The following is a 19,614-nucleotide window of genomic DNA, read 5'->3' as shown; positions in this document are numbered from 1 at the left end:
TCTGGCACATCCTTTCTATGGCTATGTATATCGAAAATCTATTAAATCAATTCATCATATGTGTAAATGATGGAAACGAATAAATACATACCATTCATTATAAACAAATTCAATACATTTATGCTAGCCTCGTTTCTAAAATTCTCGAGAATTTCGCATAAAACAACGAAAAAATAGACATTTTATTACTATAATACATTCTACTTGATACACCAACAGTATCCTTTGACCAAAAGGAATTCACCATCAGTTATTCTGAGTCCGTTAGGGTTAAGTCTATAAAAGCCGCGATGACCAAAAATAGTCATCGCGGCTTTTAATATATCACTATATACTAACGATACATTATTACATATTTCGACGATATTGCCCACCGCATTCATATAAAGCTCGCGTAATTTCTCCTAAGCTGGCTACTTTAACAGTCTCCATTAACTCTTTGAAAATGTTCTCTCCTTCTGTTGCAGCTTTCTTTAACCTTTTCAGCGCGTCTTCTCTTTTTTCTTCATGCTGCTGTTGAAACTTCTGAAGCTGATTAATTTGATGATTTTTTTCTTCTTTTGATGCGCGGGCTAACTGCATGTCATCAACTGAGGAACTTTCCTCTTCATTTGGATTAATATACGTATTTACTCCTATAATAGGTAAAGCTCCCGTATGTTTTTGCATCTCGTATTCCATCGATTCATCTTGAATCTTACCTCGCTGATACTGCATTTCCATCGCACCTAAAACGCCGCCTCGATCATTTAAGCGTTGAAATTCAGCCAATACCGCTTCTTCTACCAAGTCTGTTAGTTCATCAATAATAAAAGAGCCCTGTAATGGATTTTCATTCTTAGTGAGTCCATGCTCTTTTGTAATGATTAGTTGAATGGCCATCGCTCTACGTACAGATTCCTCTGTCGGTGTTGTAATTGCTTCATCATACGCATTGGTATGAAGAGAGTTGCAGTTGTCATGAAGAGCCATTAAGGCTTGCAGCGTCGTACGTATATCATTAAAATTAATTTCCTGTGCATGAAGCGATCGGCCGGATGTTTGAATATGATACTTAAGCTTTTGACTGCGTTCATTTGCGCCGTATTTATCACGCATCACAATTGCCCATATTCTTCTTGCCACACGTCCAATAACCGTGTATTCAGGGTCAAGTCCATTACTAAAGAAAAACGATAAATTAGGAGCAAAATCATCAATATGCATCCCTCGGCTTAAGTAATATTCCACGTACGTAAAACCGTTGGCTAATGTAAACGCGAGCTGAGAAATTGGATTCGCCCCTGCTTCAGCAATATGATAGCCTGAAATAGACACAGAATAATAGTTGCGCACTTTCTCGTCAATAAAGTACTGCTGAATATCTCCCATCATTTTTAACGCAAATTCTGTGGAAAAAATACACGTATTTTGGCCTTGATCTTCTTTTAAAATATCCGCTTGAACGGTTCCTCTTACTTGTTTCAACGTACCCGATTTTACTTCCTCGTATTCCTGTTCCGTTAAAGGACGCTTTAATTCTTCTTCTTTCTTTTCTACCTGCTGGCTGATAGCTGTATTCATAAACATAGCTAATAATATCGGAGCCGGCCCATTAATCGTCATCGAAACGGAAGTCGAAGGATGGCAAAGATCAAATCCCTTATACAAAAGTTTCATATCATCAAGCGTACAGACATTTACGCCGCTTTCGCCAATTTTCCCGAAAATATCCGGCCTTGGATCCGGATTTTCTCCATAAAGCGTTACAGAATCAAACGCTGTACTTAAACGCTTGGCCTCATCATCTTTTGACAAATAGTGAAAGCGGCGATTGGTTCGTTCTGGTGTTCCTTCACCTGCGAATTGACGCTTAGGATCTTCACCTTTTCGTTTGAACGGAAAAACACCTGCTGTGTATGGAAATGCACCTGGCACGTTTTCTTTATAAAGAAAACGAAGAACTTCCCCGTATTCATCAACCTTTGGAAGGGCCACGCGCGGAATACGCAGTCCTGATAGCGTATCAACTTGCAAAGACGTTTTAATTTCTTTATTTCTTACCTTTGTAATAAGTTCTTCTTGCCGATACTGACTTTTTAATTTAGGCCAGTTTTCCAGCTTTTCAATCGATTCGGCCGTTAGCTGTTTTTGATATTTCTCCTTTAGCTGAGTGAGCTCTTGCTTGGCTGTTTCTGTTTCCACTTCTTCGAGAGCACCCTCTAGCTGATAAAATTTACGCGCTGTTTGCGCTTGAACGTCCGTATTGCGGTGATAAGAGCGAACGCTGTTTACAATCTCCTGTAAATATTGCTGTTGATCATTAGGAATGATGGTATATTTCTTTTCACTTACGCGCTCTGATGATTTTTCTACGTGCCAAGACGTACGGTATGTTTGATGCAGATGATTTACAAGATCTTCAAATAAAATATTTGTTCCCCCGTCGTTGAACTGACTCGCGATTGTTCCGTAAATTGGCATCGTAGAGAGACTATTTTCAAACAGCTGATGATTGCGCTGATATTGACGCTGCACTTGTTTTTTTGCGTCTTCGGAACCTTTTTTTTCAAATTTATTGATGACAATAAAGTCTGCGTAATCAATCATTTCAATCTTTTCTAACTGCGACGGCGCGCCAAATTCGCTTGTCATGACATAAAGAGAGACGTTTGCAATATCTTTAACTTGAGCATCAGCTTGCCCGATGCCGCTTGTTTCGACAATGATAATGTCGAAGCCCGCTTTTTTCACGACGGCAATTCCATCTCGAATGGCCGCCGATAGCTCATGTCCAGATGAACGCGTGGCCAAACTTCTCATATACACACGAGGAGACGCTGCGATGTTCATGCGAATTCGATCCCCAAGAAGCGCTCCTCCGGTCTTTTGTTTAGTTGGATCAACGGATAAAACAGCTACATGAATATCTGGAATATGTTCAATAAACCTTCTTACTAATTCATCCGTAAGCGAACTTTTCCCCGCTCCTCCTGTTCCTGTGATTCCAATAACCGGTATTTTTTGATCTGTCTCGCTGTCGATTACACTTTCTCGTATTTCTTCAAGAGCGGCTGCATGCTCTTTTGTGTATTCATAGGCTTCATTTTCAGCACATGTAATAAGCTGGGCAATTAAACGGTCATTAGCCGGCGTTAAGGTTCGATCATTCGGCAGTGCAGGGGGATTTGTGTAATAACAATCATCGATCATGAATTGAATCATGCCTTCTAACCCCATTTTTCGTCCATCTTCCGGAGAAAAGATTTTAGAGATGCCGTAATCATGAAGCTCTTGAATCTCACTCGGAATAATTACCCCGCCGCCGCCGCCATAAATTTTAATATGAGAAGCCTGTTGTTCTTGGAGTAAATCGTACATATACTTAAAATATTCTACATGGCCGCCTTGGTAAGAAGAAATGGCGATCCCCTGAACATCCTCTTGTATGGAAGCGTTAACAACTTCTTCGACAGATCGGTTATGCCCCAGATGAATGACTTCTACCCCCTTGGCTTGAAGAATCCGTCTCATAATATTAATAGACGCGTCGTGGCCGTCAAACAGGCTAGAAGCGGTTAAAAAACGAAGCGGTCTTTTGCTTGTATTCAAACTGTCTCCCCCTCACACAGTTGTTGAAATGAAAAATTTTTAAGTAAAAAATCCAACTGCATATTTGTATATTCTTCTAGTGAATAATGCTTTTGCAGCCACCATCTGCGAAATGCCCACATCTGACCTTGAACAAATAAATGATGAGCAAACAGCGAAATTTCTTTATCCGTAAGTGCAAATTGATTGTTTTCTACGCAGCCTTCGATAATAACCTTAAACATTTCAACCATATCCAGCTCTTTTTTTAATACATATGGAAGCGCATCTTTAGACAGCGATTTCGCTTCTTGGTACATGACTAATACTTCATCTTGAAGCTCATCTACAACTTTAAAATAGTGTTGAATCGCTTGTTGAAGCTCAGCGATTGTATAACGATCCACTACCATCTCTTCTAATCGCTCTCTCACTTCGTCGTAAATGTTGTCACATACAAGATATAAAACATCTTCTTTAGATTGAATATATTCGTAAAGTGTACCGATACTGAACCCAGCGGCTTTGGCAATTTCCCTTGTTGTTGTTCGGTGAAAACCTTTTTCCTTAAATAGCGTGACGGCCCCTTTAATCATTTGATTACGACGCTCTACAATCAGCTTTTCATCTTTAATGGATGTGAGAACTTCTCTCTTTTTCATTTTTTCACCTCTCCTACAACAAGTGTTTTATTTAGCAAGATACCTAGAAATGACGAGACGCTGAATTTCTTGTGTACCCTCATAAATTTGCGTGATTTTTGCATCTCTCATAAAACGTTCTACTGGATAATCTTTTGTATAACCGTACCCTCCAAATACTTGAACAGCTTCTGTCGTTACTTTCATTGCTGTATCCCCAGCATATAATTTTGACATGGCTGATTCTTTGCCGTATGGCAGCCCTTGAGACTCGAGCCAAGCAGCTTGATAGGTTAACAGTCTGGCAGCTTCTATACTCGTGGCCATGTCGGCTAACTTAAACGCAATTCCTTGCTGAGAAATAATGGGCTTTCCAAATTGCTGACGTTCCTTTGCATAAGCCACCGCCGCATCTAACGCTCCTTGAGCAATTCCTACCGCCTGCGCTGCAATACCATTTCGGCCGCCATCTAGCGTCATCATGGCAACTTTAAATCCTTCTCCTTCATTTCCTAGCAAATTTTCTTTTGGAACACGGCAATCCTCGAAAATAATTTCTGTGGTAGGTGAAGAGCGAATGCCCAGTTTCTTTTCTTTTTTACCAACTGAAAATCCCGGCATATCTTTTTCAATAATAAAAGCGCTCGTGCGTTTTTCATTAGGATCGATGCGAGCAAATACGACGTAAATATCCGCTTCGCCGCCGTTTGTAATAAAGATTTTAGAACCATTTAAAATATAATCTTCTCCGTCCTTTACAGCGAGCGTTCTCATTCCTCCTGCGTCTGATCCAGCACTCGGTTCCGTTAACCCATAAGCACCTATTTTCTCACCCGTTGCCATAGGTTTCAGGTATTTTTGTTTTTGTTCTTCTGTTCCGAATGTATAGATTGGCCAGCCGGCAAGAGAAGTATGAGCCGACAACGTAACGCCTGTTGATGCACATACTCTAGATAGTTCTTCAACGGCAATGCAATAAGCTAGATAGTCACTGCCGATTCCTCCGTATTGCTCTGGCCATGGAATACCTGTTAATCCTAGATCAGCCATTTGTGTAAAGATTCCTCTGTCAAAACGCTCTTCTTCATCTCGTTGTGCAGCTGTCGGAGCCACTTCGTTTTTGGCAAAGTCTCGCACCATTTTTCGAATCATTTCGTGCTCTTCTGAAAGTTTAAAAAACATGATTATTCCCCCTATAGTTGACTGCTAATGACAATGCGCTGAATTTCGCTTGTACCTTCGTAGATTTCGCACACTTTGGCGTCACGAAAATACCTCTCTACTGGATAATCTTTCATATAACCATAGCCTCCCAAAACTTGAATCGCATCGATTGCTACATTCATAGCCGTCTGGGAAGCAAACAATTTCGCCATTGAGGCTTCTTTTTTGCAAGGAAGTTTTTGATCATATAAAAAAGCGGCTCTGTACATTAAAAGCTTCGCTGATTCAACAGCCGTTTCCATATCAGCCAGCTTAAAGGCAATTCCCTGCTGAGATAAAATCGGCTTTCCAAATTGATATCGTTCATTTGCATAGTTTTTGGCTGCTGTTAACGCACCTTCAGCAATTCCTACCGCCTGAGCAGCAATACCAATTCTTCCAGCATTTAAATTAGCCATAGCAATTCGAAATCCTTCACCTTCTTCTCCGAGACGATTTTCTACAGGCACCTGCATATTTTCAAAGTGCAGTTGAACCGTTCGAGAACCGTGAAGACCCATCTTATGTTCATCTTTTCCTACTGAAAATCCCTCCATCGTCTTTTCAACGATAAAGGCGCTCATCCCTCTCGACCCGCGTTCGGGATTCGTTTTAGCAAATACAATATATGTATCCGCTTCTCCCCCGTTTGTAATGAAAAGCTTTGACCCATTTAAAAGATAGTGGTCTCCTTTTCGTTCTGCTTTTGTTTTTAGGCTTGCGGCATCAGACCCTGCACTAGGTTCTGTTAGGCAAAAAGCACCTAAATATTCACCTGTCGCAAGTTTTTTTACATACTTTTGTTTTTGATCTTCCGTCCCAAATACGACAATAGGATTCGTACCTACAGAAGTATGAACAGACAAAATGACGCCGAGGGCTGGACTTACTTTTGATATTTCGTGGATGGCAATCATGTATGACACAAAGTCCAGTCCACCTCCTCCGTATGTTTGAGGAACGGGAATGCCCATCAGGCCAAGATCAGCCATCTGCTTTAATAAACCTCGAGGAAATTCACCCTTTTCCATGTTTGGCACAGCCGCAGCGACTTCTTTTTCACTAAAATCAGCTACCATCTTTTTAATCATGTGTTGTTCAGACGTAAAAAAGATCATTTTGCCACTCCTTTATGTTTCGTACGTAAAAAATCCTTTTCCTGTTTTTCGACCAAGCCATCCTGCCTTTACATATTTCCTAAGCAATGGACAAGGACGATATTTGTCATCACCAAACCCTTTATGGAGCGTTTCCATAATAAACAAACATGTATCGAGGCCGATGAAATCTGCTAATGTCAAAGGTCCCATTGGATGGTTCATTCCTAGTTTCATCACTTGATCAATATCCTCTTCGTTTGCTACACCTTCATAGAGCGTAAACACAGCTTCGTTAATCATTGGCATTAAAATTCGATTTGAAACAAACCCTGGAAAATCATGAACTTCCACCGGGGTTTTATTTAATTTTTTTGTTGTTTCATAGACTGCTTGATACACTTCATCAGCAGTAGCCAGCCCTCTAATAATTTCAACGAGCTTCATCACGGGAACAGGATTCATAAAGTGCATGCCAATTACTTTTTCAGGTCGAGTGGTCACAGCTGCAATTTCAGTAATAGGAAGCGAAGACGTGTTGGTTGCTAAAATAGTATGACTCGGGGCTAACGAATCCAACTCCGCAAAAATGGCTTGCTTGACTTCCATCTTTTCCACAACCGCTTCGACGATTAAATCTGCTTTTTGTGCTGCTGTTATTTCATTTGCCAAGTGAAGGCGCTCCATAATCCCTTCATATTCCTTAGCTGAGAGAGAACCTTTTTCCACCTGTTTTTTCAGACGTTTATCAATACCTTCTATTCCTTTTTGTGTATTTTTTTGATCAACGTCATACAAAGAAACTTGATATCCGCTCGCAGCAAATACTTGCGCAATGCCTGCTCCCATCTGACCTGCTCCAATAACCATAACTGTTTCAATATTCAAGTTGATCTCCCCCTTTTACACTTCTACCATGATGGCATCACCTTGGCCGCCGCCGCTGCAAATAGACGCAATGCCTAGTCCGCCGCCTCGTCGTCTTAATTCATGAATGAGCGTTACAACAATACGGGCGCCGCTTGCTCCAATCGGATGTCCAAGTGCCACTGCCCCGCCGTTCACATTTACTCTTTCAGCAGGAAGCCCTGCAATCTCCATACTCATTAATGCTACTGCTGAAAAAGCTTCATTGATTTCAAACAGCGCAATATCATCTACTGTCTTCTTTGTTTTTTGCAGTAGCTTGTTAATAGCAAACCCAGGCGTTTTTGGAAATTCCCTTGGCTCCATCGCAAGAGAAGTATGGTTTATAATCGTAGCCAACGGCTCATAGCCATTTGCTTTCGCCACATCTTCATCCATTAGCATGAGCGCAGCTGCTCCGTCATTCACGCTAGGTGCATTTCCTGCTGTAATGGTTCCACTGTGGCCAAATACAGGCCGAAGAGACGAGAGTTTTTCTAACGACGTATCTTTTCTTGGTCCTTCATCTTTTTGAACCGTTATCGTTCCTTTTTTAGACGGAATATCAACTGAAATTCTTTCTGCATCCCATCTCCCTTTTTCTTCTGACTCTACCGCTAATTGATGACTGCGAAGCGCCCATTCATCCTGCTTTTCTCGGGAAATATTCATTTCAGAAGCTATTTGATTTCCATACGTACCCATTTGCACCCCTGTAAAGCTGCATGTCAAACCGTCATGAACCATCAAATCCGTCACCACGCTATCTCCCATCCGGAATCCCCATCTTGCTTTTGGAAGAAGATACGGCGCGTTACTCATCGATTCCATTCCACCTGCAATGATTGTTTTTGCTTCTCCTAATCGAATCAGCTGATCAGCAGTTGTAATACTGCGCATACCCGATGCACAAACTTTATTAATGGTTTCCGTCTCTACTTGCCACGGTAAACCTGCATAATGCATGGCTTGCCTAGAAGGTAGCTGTCCTTGGCCCCCTTGCAGCACGCACCCCATAATAACGGAATCAATTTCTGTACGTCCCTTTGATGCTGCTTGAATCGCTCTCCCCCCTAGTTCTGCCGCTTTTAGTCCGCTTACGCTGCCACCTAATTTTCCAAAAGGTGTTCGAACTGCACTCACAATAACTGTTTTCCCCACTATTGTTTCCTCCCCTTTTTCCTACTCTTTGTCCTTGCCGATTGAACGCTTGCTCAATTTCCTTTCTTTAAAAAGTAGAGATGAATACCATCTCTACTTCTCCTTTATGAAACCTGTTCTTGCACGTCACCATAAATTGACTTTTCAAGCAGTTCTGCTACGTCATACGTATGAACCTTTTCTTCTACTTCTTTTGCTTTTGTTCCGTCACTTAGCATCGTTAAGCAGTACGGACAACCTGAACTGATAATGCTTGGATTAACGGCTAAGGCTTGTTCCGTGCGCGCTACGTTAATTCGCTGGCCGGTCGTTTCTTCCGTCCACATTAACCCTCCTCCTGCTCCACAGCACATACCATTTTCACGGTTGCGATCCATTTCAATCAAACTAACACCTGGAATCGCTTTCAAAATTTCTCTTGGTGGACTGTATACTTCGTTATATCTTCCTAAATAACAAGAATCATGGAAGGTAATTTTTTCATTAACCGCATGTTTTGGTGTCAGCTTACCTTCTTTCACCAACATAGCTAATAATTCTGTGTGATGATACACTTCTCCTTCAAAACCGAAATCTGGATATTCATTTTTGAAGATATTGTAAGCATGTGGATCAATCGTAACAATTTTTTTGATTTCATTTTTTTCAAATTCAGCGATATTTTTAGAAGCTAACTCTTGGAATAAAAATTCATTGCCCAACCTGCGGGGCGTATCACCAGAATTTTTTTCTTTATTTCCTAAAATCGCAAATGAAACACCAGCTTCATTGAGAAGCTTAGCAAACGATAGAGCGATTTTTTGACTGCGGTTATCATAAGATCCCATCGAACCTACCCAGAACAAATACTCAAACGTTTCACCCGCTTTACTTACTTCTTTAACAGTCGGAATGTGAACATCTTCTCTTACATGTCGCCATTCTTCACGCTCTTTTCGGTTTAATCCCCAAGGGTTTCCTTGACGCTCAATATTCGTCATGGCACGCTGAGCATCCGTGTCCATCTTTCCTTCGGTTAATACTAAAAAACGTCGTAAATCTATGATCTTATCTACATGCTCGTTCATTACGGGACATTGATCTTCACAGTTTCGGCACGTTGTACATGCCCAAATTTCTTCTTCCGTAATGACATCTCCAATTAGGGCGGGATTATATTCCGCTGTTGCTGCGGCTTCTGCTCCGCCTTGGCTGGCCGCCATCATCGCCAGCTGATTTCCTTTTGTTTTAGAGAATGCATACGTAGGAACCCAAGGAGCCTTAGATGTCACAACCGCTCCTTTTTCTGTTAAGTGATCGCGCATCTTCAAAATTAAATCCATTGGAGACAAAATTTTCCCCGTACCCGTTGCCGGACACATATTCGTACATCGACCGCATTCTACACAGGCATATAAATCAATGAGCTGATGCTGCGTGAATTCTTCAATCTTACCAACCCCAAACGTCTCCTGCGTCTCATCTTCAAAATCAATCTTTTCAAGCTTACCTGGCTTAGAAACACGGTTAAAAAATACGTTAGCCGGTCCAGCCAGTAAATGAGCATGTTTTGATTGAGGAACATATACTAAAAACGTCAATAACACGGCTAAGTGAATCCACCATGAAACATAAAAAATGGAGATAGCGGCAGTATCATTGATTCCCTTAAACAAGATGGTAATAGATGACGCAATCGGTTCTGTCCATGCTGGTTCATGATTATGCCAGATGATTGACATGCCGTTTCCAACAAGCACTGACAGCATAAGTGCTCCAATAAAAATCAGTACTAAACCAGATTTAAATCCTCTTTTTAAACGCACAAGCTTTTCTACATAGCGACGGTGAAAAGCCCAGACAACTGCTACTAAAATCAAAAACGTCACAATTTCTTGGAAAAATGTAAAGCCGGGATATAAAGGTCCAAGCGGCAAATGTTTACCTGGAAGCAAACCTTTTATAATGAAGTCTAACGCGCCGAACTGAACTAAAATAAACCCATAAAAAAACATGACGTGCATAATTCCACTTTTTTTATCTTTTAACAGTTTCTTTTGTCCAAACACATTCACCCAAATTTTTTGCAGCCTTTCTTTTAACCGCTGATCAAATTCAACTTTTTTTCCTAATTGAATGTACTCAATGCGTGTGCGAATTAAATATACAAACAAAGAGATAGCGTAAGCGGTTACAATAATAAAAAAGAGAAAATTCACCCACAGCAACCCTGTCATCTCGTCCCCTCCTTGAATAATTTGTTACCTTTCTTTCCTCCTGACGACTAAATTTTCTGATAATATATCTGTTTTCATTGTATATAATGAATGAGCATTCAGTCAATATCTTTTCGTTCTTTTGTTCATATTCTATTTAAACAAGGTGACACTAAGAACAACATAAAATGTATTTACATCGGGAAAAGAGGTGACATGATGAGCGGCATGATTGTGATTTTACTTTTTATTATTTTTATTGCTTGGCTTGCAATTGACCTTGGTGTTGGAAAGAAAGTATTTTCCCAGGCTGAAAATACTTTTCCAAAACGCCGTGCTTCTCTCTTTTTGTTCGCAGACGGGAATGTCTTGTATAAAGATTTATTTCACGAAATAGAAAATGCCTCTTCATTTATCCATTTATCGTTTTACATTGTACAAAATGATGAAATTAGCCAAGAATTTTTAGATTTACTAGTCCAAAAAGCACAGCAAAATGTTGAAGTCAGATTATTGGTAGACCGTGTAGGAAGCTATAAAATCAAGAAAAACAAAATTGCATTCTTAAAGAAACAAGGTGTTCATTTTGCTTACAGTCGAACGCTACGGTGGCCTTATTTGTTTTATACACTCAACGCACGCAATCACCGTAAAATGGCCGTTATTGATGGGAAAGTTGGCTACATTGGCGGTTTTAATATTGGAAGAGAATATTTAGGACTCGACGCCAAGCTTGGGGTGTGGAAAGATTACCACCTGCGTATGGAAGGGGAAGGTATACAAGACCTTCAAATGCAACTATTGAGCGACTGGTATGCTGCTACCGGCTTAGACCTACGTAAAGTGGAAAGATACTTTCCACCAACCTCTGAAGGAGACTATGTTATTCAGCTAAAGTCGACTGAAGGTTTTTCACTTGAAGAAAGCTTTTTATCGATTATCAACCAAGCCAATAGGGAATTGTACATAGGTACTCCTTATTTTATTCCAAGTGAACCTTTGATGAATGCTTTACTCCAAGCTCGTGCACGGGGAGTAAAAGTTCATATTTTAATTCCAATGCGTGCAGATCAACCGCTTGTTCATCATGCTGCGTTTGCTTATCTTCCCACATTACTTCAAGCAGGTTGTATGATTTATCAATATTATTACGGTTTTTACCATGCCAAAGTATTAATTGCAGACAATGTTATCTGCGATGTAGGAACGGCTAATTTTGATAAAAGAAGCTTGTTCTTAAATGCTGAAATCAACTGTTTAATCTATGATGCAACGTATATTGAAGAAGTAAAGAACAGCTTTAAAGCTTGTATGGGGGAATGCCCAATTTTGTCTTTAGAAGATGTCAAAAACCGAAAATGGAGTGAAAAACTAAAGCAAGGATTTGCAACCTTTATTTCTCCATTACTTTAATGAACGAAAAGAGGAAGATTTATCATGAAAATTAGATTTGGCTATGTATCACATGCCCTGTCGCTTTGGGACTGCTCACCTGCTAAAACCCTCACGTTTACTAGATGGGGAAAAATGAAAAAAGATGAGAGGCTGGATAAGCTTCATCACGTCACAAAACAAAATTTGAATCATACTAAGCGCGCTTTGCATTTTAATATTGCCCACGAAATTATGCTGTATCGATTGTCATCTTCTCTTGTCCCTTTAGCTACTCATCCTGAAGTAGCTTGGAATTACATTGATGCGTTCCAAGAAGACTGGTCAGAGATAGGAGAATTGATTCGGAATCATCAGCTGCGCGTGAGTTTTCACCCCAATCAGTTCACATTATTTACAAGCGACAAAAAACACATTACAGAAAATGCGGTAAAAGATATGGATTATCACTATAGAATGCTTGAAGCGATGGGAGTAGCTGATCAAGCTCTTATTAATATTCATGTAGGAGGAGCTTATGGCAATAAAGAAAAAGCGATTGGTCGATTTCATGAAAACATTCAAACGCTGCCGCCTGCCATTAAAAAGCGCATGACTCTTGAAAACGATGATAAAACATACACAACTGAAGAAACATTAGCCGTATGCGAAAAAGAGAAAGTCCCTCTCCTCTTTGATTATCACCACCATAAAGCAAATGAAGGAGAAGAACCTCTTGACCTATTGCTCCCTCGTATCTTTGACACGTGGAAACATATCGGATTAAAACCAAAAGTACATATCTCTTCTCCTAAATCTGAAAAAGAATTTAGAAGTCACTCTGATTATGTCTCAACTGATTTCATCGCACCTTTTTTGCAAATAGCTAAAGATATGGGACAAGATTTTGACGTAATGATTGAAGCAAAGTTAAAAGATAAAGCGCTGCTAAAATTAGTGGAAGATTTAGCATCAATGAGAGGAGTAAAGCGTACGGGAGGCGCCACGCTTGTTTTTTAAATAAAAAAAGAGCCAAGAGGCTCTTTTTTTATTTACATTTTTTCAGGTGCTGAAACACCAATTAGTTTTAAGGAGTTTTGAAGCGTTACTTGAACAGCTTTCACTAGTTCAATACGCGCTTTACTTGTTTCTATATTATCGCTGTCTAATACTTTTTCTGCATTATAGAAGCTATGGAACGTAGAAGCAAGATCAAATACATAGTTCGTAATGCGGTGCGGAATACGTTTTGTTGCTGCTTCCGCTACGGCCTGAGGGAACTCTCCGATTTTCTTCAGCAGTTCCATTTCTTTTTCTGCACTAATTAATGAAAGGTCGGCGCCAGATGTTGATTGAATCCCCATCTCTTCACCTTGACGAAGAATACTGCAAATACGGGCATGAGCATATTGCGCGTAGTATACAGGATTTTCATTAGATTGAGAAACAGCTAAATCTAAATCAAAGTCTAAATGTGTATCCGCACTTCTCATCGCAAAGAAGTAGCGAGTTGCATCAAGGCCTACCTCTTCTACTAGGTCACGCATTGTTACTGCTTTACCTGTACGTTTGCTCATCTTCATTTTTTCGCCATTTTGATACAGTTGAACCATTTGAATAATTTCTACTTCCAGCGTATCTTTTTCATAACCAAGCGCTTGAATCGCCGCTTTCATACGAGGAATATATCCATGGTGGTCGGCTCCCCAAATATTAATTAGCTTATCAAATCCGCGTTGAATTTTGTCTTGGTGATACGCAATATCTGGCGTTAAGTACGTAAATGAACCGTCATTTTTAATTAACACACGGTCTTTATCATCACCAAATGTTGTAGAGCGGAACCACGTAGCACCTTCTTCTTCATATACGTGGCCTTGTTTTTTTAACGTTTCAAGTGCAACTGAAATTTTATCATTTTTATAAAGAGACGTTTCAGAATACCATACGTCAAATTTCACACGGAACTGTTCAAGATCACGCTTTAATTTAGCTAACTCATAATCTAATCCGTATTGACGGAAGAATTCAAAACGCTCTTCTTCAGAGGCGTTTACATACTTGTCTCCGTGCTCTTTTGCTAACTCTTTTCCGATGTTTATAATATCAGCACCATGATAGCCGTCTGCAGGCATTTCTTTCTCTAAACCAAGAGCCTGCATGTAGCGTGCTTCTACTGAATAAGCCAGGTTATTAATTTGGTTACCAGCATCATTGATATAGTATTCACGTGACACATCGTAACCTGCTTTTTCAAGAACATTACATAATGAGTCTCCAACTGCAGCACCGCGGGCATGTCCTAAATGTAAATCTCCTGTCGGATTAGCTGAAACAAACTCAACCTGTACTTTTTGTCCGTTCCCTACGTTTGTCTCACCGTATGCTTCGCCAGCTTTTATAATCGTTGGAATAAGCTCTGTTAAATAAGAGTTATTCATATAAAAGTTGATGAATCCAGGGCCTGCAATGTCAATTTTTTCGATAGATGCTTTTGATTTATCGAAGTTTGCTACAAGCTCTTCAGCGATAACACGCGGTGCTTTTTTGGCAATACGAGCTAGCTGCATAGCCATATTGGTAGAATAATCACCATGTGTTTTATCTTTTGGGGTTTCTAATAGAACTTCTGGAAGTTCTGCTTTTTCAGCAAGTCCTGCTTTGACCACAGCATCTTGAATTTCAGCTTTTAATTTTTGCTGCACTTGTTCGACGATGTTCATTTTTTCTCCTCCTTGAATGTAATGGTTAACGCATATTTCCCGGTAGGCTGACCCTGTACTTCTAGATCATACGTTAAAAATAACCGACCCTTTTGAGTCATTTGTTTATATTCAATGTTATGAGCGAATGTTAGTAAATCCATACGTCCATAAGGGCTTATATAAGTTCCTTCGATCTGTACCTTTTTACGAAACGATTGCTTCATTTGAACAGCACCAGTTCGGTTAATTGATACTTCGTCTTCGCTAATTTTTACCATTGTTCTAATATCTCCGATTTCCTCTTGGCGCTCTGTGTATGTAAGATAAATTTTCGATCCTTTTTCATAATACATACCTTTTGCATTTACCGATGTTGTCTCTTTTCGGTGACCATCACGGATATCCGTCACAATTTTAACTTCAATGGGTTTTTTGACTTCTGAAGCGTTACTCACAAAAGACACTTCCTTATTAAAATGAATACGTTATAACTTAAATAGTATAAACATTCTAAAGAAAGAATTCAATAATACTTCAAAGGAAATATGATAGATAAGCCGAGAATTCCTTTTTTCACTGTGTTTGACGTACTCACATATTTCAAACAAAAAAGGCGGCCGTAGGCGGCCGCCTTTTTACTTTATTTATTTCTTTTGAACCCAGCCTAAGATCATTTCGCGAATAAGCTTGCTTGCTGTATTAGCTGTTTGTTCAGACGGATCATAAATTGGAGCTACTTCGACTAAATCTCCTCCGACAATACGAAGATCTGATTTAGCAATTGCGTGAATAGAAGCTAAAAGCTCTTTTGATGTGATACCGCCTGCATCTACTGTTCCTGTACCAGGAGCGTGCGCTGGATCTAATACATCGATATCAATTGTTACATAAACAGGACGACCTGCAAGTGTTGGTAGAATCTCTTTTAACGGCTCTAGAACTTCAAATTTTGAAATATGCATACCGTTTTCTTTTGCCCATTGAAATTCTTCTTTCATTCCTGAACGAATACCAAATGAATAAACATTCTCCGGTCCGATTAGTTCAGCAACTTTACGAATTGGAGTGGAATGAGAAAGTGGTTCTCCTTCATACTCTTCACGAAGGTCTGTGTGAGCATCCATATGGATAATGGCTAAATCCGGGTATTTTTTATACATAGCTTTCATAACAGGCCAAGAAACCAAATGCTCTCCGCCCATGCCTAATGGGAACTTGTCCGCTGCTAAAAGCTGGTCGATATACTCTTCAATTATGTTCAAGCTGCGCTGAGGATTCCCAAATGGAAGTGGAATATCTCCTGCATCAAAATATTTCACTTCTTCTAGCTCCCGATCTAAATACGGGCTGTATTCTTCTAATCCAATTGATACTTCACGAATACGAGTTGGGCCAAATCGTGAACCTGGACGATAGCTAACTGTCCAGTCCATTGGCATTCCGTAAAGAACCGCTTCACTTTCTTCAAAAACAGGGTGACTGCCAATAAATACATTACCTGAATAAGCTTCATCAAAACGCATATTTTGTTCCTCCTTCATTACTCATAGAAAAGATGCCAGCCTTAAACCTCTGGCATCTCACTTGTATGTGATAACTTATTTAATAAGATCTTGCACAAATTTAGGTAAGGCAAATGCCGCTTTGTGCAATTCTTTTGTGTAATATTTTGTATCAATATCAAAGAAACGATCTTCGCTTACTTCCAATGGATCATGTTTCTTTGAGCCCATTGTAAATGTCCATAAACCGCTTGGGTATGTTGGAATATTTGCTACGTATAGACGTGTAATCGGGAAGATTTCTCTTACATCACGCTGAACATTTGAGATAAGCTCTGGTGTGAACCAAGGGTTGTCCGATTGAGCAACAAAGATACCATCTTCTTTAAGTGCTTTTGAGATACCTGCATAGAATCCTTTTGTAAATAAATTCACAGCTGGACCCACTGGCTCTGTTGAATCCACTAAAATGACATCGTATTCGTTCTCGCTTTTAGCGATGTGCATAAATCCGTCATCTACTTGTACATCAACACGAGGATCTTCTAATTTGCCCGCAATTGAAGGTAAGAATTTTTTTGAGTACTCAATAACTTTTCCATCGATATCAACTAACGTCGCTTTTTTTACGCTTGGGTGTTTTAAGATTTCACGGATTACGCCTCCGTCTCCTCCACCTACAACTAGTACATTTTCTGGATTTGGGTGCGTAAATAACGGTACATGCGCAACCATTTCATGATAAACGAACTCATCTTTTTCTGTTGTCATAACCATACCGTCAAGTAGGAGCATGTTACCAAACTCTTCTGTTTCAACCATGTCTAATTTTTGAAACTCCGTTTGCTCTGTATGTAAAGTGCGATTAATTTTAGCTGTAATACCAAAGTTCTTTGTTTGCTTTTCTGTGAACCATAATTCCATTCCAAACTCTTCCCTTCTATTTTGAGAATTAACCTATGCATAGATTACCCTAACATAATTTATACAAACATGAAAAAAGTATAGATGAATTCAGCAAAAAAGCAAGTAAAATTTTTAGCAATGGAGGTTTAAAACCACCTTTTCTATTTCATACTGATGATAGATACAAGCTTTAGAATCTACTTGCGCCGCTCTTTTAATAGAATTTTGTTGCGTTGAAAGCAACATGTACGGTGCATAGTGACACATATTGGTGGTGAATGGAAATGGAAACGGTATTAACCGAACATTTAAAAAAGGCAAGACGCATCTTCCGAATTCTTCTCGTCCTTGGTATATTAGCGGGGGCTTTATTGTTGTTTGCCTACATAAGCATCTTTCTCTACGCCAAAATCGCTGGCCCCCCTCCGCTAAACGTTTCTCAAACAGCTGTTTTCTACTCAGCAAACGGTAAAGTTCTTGATGAAGTTCACAATGGACAAAAGCGCTACTGGGTTTCACTTAATCAAATTTCACCTTACGTAAAAGATGCGACTTTAGCCGTTGAAGATAAGCGCTTCTATGAGCATCACGGCTTTGATATGCATCGAATCGCCGGAGCAATTGTAGCTGATATAAAAGCTATGGGAAAAGTACAAGGTGCGAGTACTATTACTCAGCAGTATGCACGAAACTTGTTTTTAGAGCACGACAAAACGTGGACTCGAAAGCTTCAAGAAGCTCTGTATACGATTCGGTTAGAAATGAATTATAGCAAAGACCAAATTCTAGAAGGCTACATGAATACGATTTACTACGGCCATGGAGCTTATGGAATTGAAGCGGCAGCTAGGCTGTACTTTGATAAGCACGCCAAAAATTTGACGTTAAGTGAAGCGAGTATGTTAGCCGGTATTCCAAAAGGCCCTAGCTACTACTCTCCTCTTATTCATCAGGAAAATGCAAAAAAACGACAAAATATCATTTTATCTCTCATGAAAGAGGATGGAATTATTACGTCGAAGCAAGCAACAAAAGCGCTGGTAACTCCCCTAGCATTTTCAAAGCCTGCTGAAAAAGATCCTAACAAAGAAGACGCTTCTTACTTTATGGATGCAGCGCTAGCAGAATTAAAGCAAGATTTAGGCATTGATGAAACCATGATTTATACAAATGGACTTCGCGTTTATACAACGCTGGATGAAAAGATGCAGCGAACGGCAGAAGAAAAAATGAAAGATGTTATCAGCAGCTCTTCAGACGTACAAAGTGCATTTGTTGCGATGAATCCTCAAAATGGACAAGTGAAAGCTCTTATTGGTGGAAGAGATTATGAAAAGAGCCCGTTTAACCGCGCTACTCAAGCAGTAAGACAGCCTGGCTCAACGATGAAGCCATTTTTATACTATGCGGCATTAAAAGATGGTTTTACTGAATCCACTCCAATGAAAAGTGAAGAAACGACGTTCAAATTAGAAGATGGTGTTTCGACATACACGCCTAGTAACTATCACAATTATTATGCAGATGCGCCTATTACAATGGCTCAAGCCATCGCACTTTCAGACAATATTTATGCGGTAAAAACGCATTTGTTCATTGGGGAAAATCGCTTGATCGAAACCGCTAAAACACTTGGTATATCATCACCTTTAAAGAAAGTTCCATCTTTAGCTCTTGGAACTTCACCTGTCAAAGTCATTGATATGGTTAATGCGTACGGCATCTTTGCTAATGGCGGAAAAGAAATTCGTCCAACATTTATTAAACGAATTGAAACCCATGACGGAGAAGTTGTTTATCAAGCTCCTTCTGAACGGAAACAAGTCATTGATAGACGCTATGCTTTTCTTACTACCCATTTAATGACAGGCATGTTTAATCAAAAGCTAAATGGCTATACAACCGTCACAGGAAAGCCTATTTCTAAATATGTATCTCGTCCTTACGCGGGAAAATCCGGCACAACCTCTACGGATAGCTGGATGATTGGCTACTCTCCTCAGCTCGTTTCAGGCGTTTGGGTTGGATATGATCAAGGAAGGACAATGGATGATGTAGCTGAAAAAGGATACGCAAAAAAAATGTGGGCGCTATTTATGGAAGATGCTTTAAAAGGGAAGAAAAAAGAAAAGTTTAAAGCACCAAACGGATTAATGAGCGTCAACATTAATCCTCAAAATGGAAAGTTAGCATCGAAATCATGTCCTGTTCAATATAAAGCTTATTATTTAACTGGAACACAGCCTAAAACATATTGTACTGATCACATCGATCATGCAGCAAAAACGAAGAAAAAAGAGCGTGAAACAGAAGGTAAAAAATTTCACTGGTTCCCAAAATGGTTTGATTAAAAAAAG

The 19,614-nt window shown here is 39.7% G+C and carries 14 protein-coding genes; 3 read left to right on the top strand and 11 right to left on the bottom strand.

Features of this window, described 5'->3' with window-relative positions; all coding sequences use genetic code 11:
• Positions 1-348 precede the first annotated feature (348 nt).
• The 7 genes from icmF to SCI76_RS14570 form a co-directional block, all read right to left on the bottom strand.
• Positions 349-3,591, bottom strand: a complete 3,243-nt coding sequence (icmF, locus tag SCI76_RS14600; protein WP_034263990.1) for a fused isobutyryl-CoA mutase/GTPase IcmF — start codon at positions 3,589-3,591, stop codon at positions 349-351.
• Complete coding sequence (locus tag SCI76_RS14595; RefSeq protein WP_014457745.1) at positions 3,588-4,232, bottom strand: TetR/AcrR family transcriptional regulator; 645 nt, start codon at positions 4,230-4,232, stop codon at positions 3,588-3,590. The genes icmF and SCI76_RS14595 overlap by 4 nt, the downstream gene beginning before the upstream one ends.
• A 27-nt stretch (positions 4,233-4,259) precedes the next feature.
• Positions 4,260-5,393: an acyl-CoA dehydrogenase gene (locus SCI76_RS14590; RefSeq protein WP_013059833.1), complete on the bottom strand. Its 1,134-nt coding sequence runs from the start codon at positions 5,391-5,393 to the stop codon at positions 4,260-4,262.
• A gap of 11 nt (positions 5,394-5,404) precedes the next feature.
• Entirely contained in the window at positions 5,405-6,532 is a 1,128-nt protein-coding gene (locus SCI76_RS14585; RefSeq protein ID WP_028411970.1) for an acyl-CoA dehydrogenase, read from the bottom strand.
• Between the two features lie 12 nt (positions 6,533-6,544).
• Complete coding sequence (locus SCI76_RS14580; protein WP_033580390.1) at positions 6,545-7,399, bottom strand: 3-hydroxybutyryl-CoA dehydrogenase; 855 nt, start codon at positions 7,397-7,399, stop codon at positions 6,545-6,547.
• 15 nt (positions 7,400-7,414) lie between these two features.
• On the bottom strand, positions 7,415-8,578 hold the full coding sequence (locus SCI76_RS14575; RefSeq protein WP_028411968.1) for an acetyl-CoA C-acetyltransferase: 1,164 nt from the start codon (positions 8,576-8,578) through the stop codon (positions 7,415-7,417).
• Positions 8,579-8,682: 104 nt separating this feature from the next.
• Complete coding sequence (locus SCI76_RS14570; protein WP_328179823.1) at positions 8,683-10,794, bottom strand: (Fe-S)-binding protein; 2,112 nt, start codon at positions 10,792-10,794, stop codon at positions 8,683-8,685.
• A 198-nt stretch (positions 10,795-10,992) separates the two neighbouring features.
• Between SCI76_RS14570 and cls the strand changes: the two genes are divergently transcribed.
• Both cls and uvsE read left to right on the top strand, forming a co-directional pair.
• Positions 10,993-12,186, top strand: coding sequence for a cardiolipin synthase (cls, locus tag SCI76_RS14565; RefSeq protein WP_051137078.1), 1,194 nt, complete (start codon positions 10,993-10,995; stop codon positions 12,184-12,186).
• Positions 12,187-12,210: 24 nt separating this feature from the next.
• Positions 12,211-13,164, top strand: a complete 954-nt coding sequence (gene uvsE / locus SCI76_RS14560; protein WP_034263994.1) for a UV DNA damage repair endonuclease UvsE — start codon at positions 12,211-12,213, stop codon at positions 13,162-13,164.
• Between the two features lie 32 nt (positions 13,165-13,196).
• Here uvsE and argS read toward each other — a convergent pair whose 3' ends face one another.
• From argS to speE, 4 genes are all read right to left on the bottom strand, one after another.
• Positions 13,197-14,867, bottom strand: a complete 1,671-nt coding sequence (argS, locus tag SCI76_RS14555; RefSeq protein ID WP_033580387.1) for an arginine--tRNA ligase — start codon at positions 14,865-14,867, stop codon at positions 13,197-13,199.
• Positions 14,864-15,304, bottom strand: a complete 441-nt coding sequence (locus tag SCI76_RS14550) for a DUF1934 domain-containing protein (RefSeq protein WP_014457736.1) — start codon at positions 15,302-15,304, stop codon at positions 14,864-14,866. The genes argS and SCI76_RS14550 overlap by 4 nt, the downstream gene beginning before the upstream one ends.
• Positions 15,305-15,493: 189 nt before the next feature.
• Positions 15,494-16,372 (bottom strand): agmatinase, encoded by an 879-nt coding sequence (speB, locus tag SCI76_RS14545; protein WP_028411962.1) that lies wholly within the window; start codon positions 16,370-16,372, stop codon positions 15,494-15,496.
• A 75-nt stretch (positions 16,373-16,447) separates the two neighbouring features.
• Complete coding sequence (gene speE / locus SCI76_RS14540) at positions 16,448-17,275, bottom strand: spermidine synthase (protein WP_013059843.1); 828 nt, start codon at positions 17,273-17,275, stop codon at positions 16,448-16,450.
• A 266-nt stretch (positions 17,276-17,541) separates the two neighbouring features.
• Between speE and SCI76_RS14535 the strand changes: the two genes are divergently transcribed.
• A complete protein-coding gene (locus SCI76_RS14535) occupies positions 17,542-19,608 on the top strand; it encodes a transglycosylase domain-containing protein (RefSeq protein ID WP_243495279.1) in 2,067 nt (688 codons plus the stop codon).
• Positions 19,609-19,614 lie beyond the last annotated feature (6 nt).

The sequence above is a fragment of the Priestia sp. HNGD-A6 genome (assembly GCF_045784335.1).
In the GTDB taxonomy this organism is placed as follows: Bacteria; Bacillota; Bacilli; order Bacillales; family Bacillaceae_H; genus Priestia; species Priestia zanthoxyli.
This window is presented reverse-complemented; position numbering and strand designations above follow the sequence as displayed.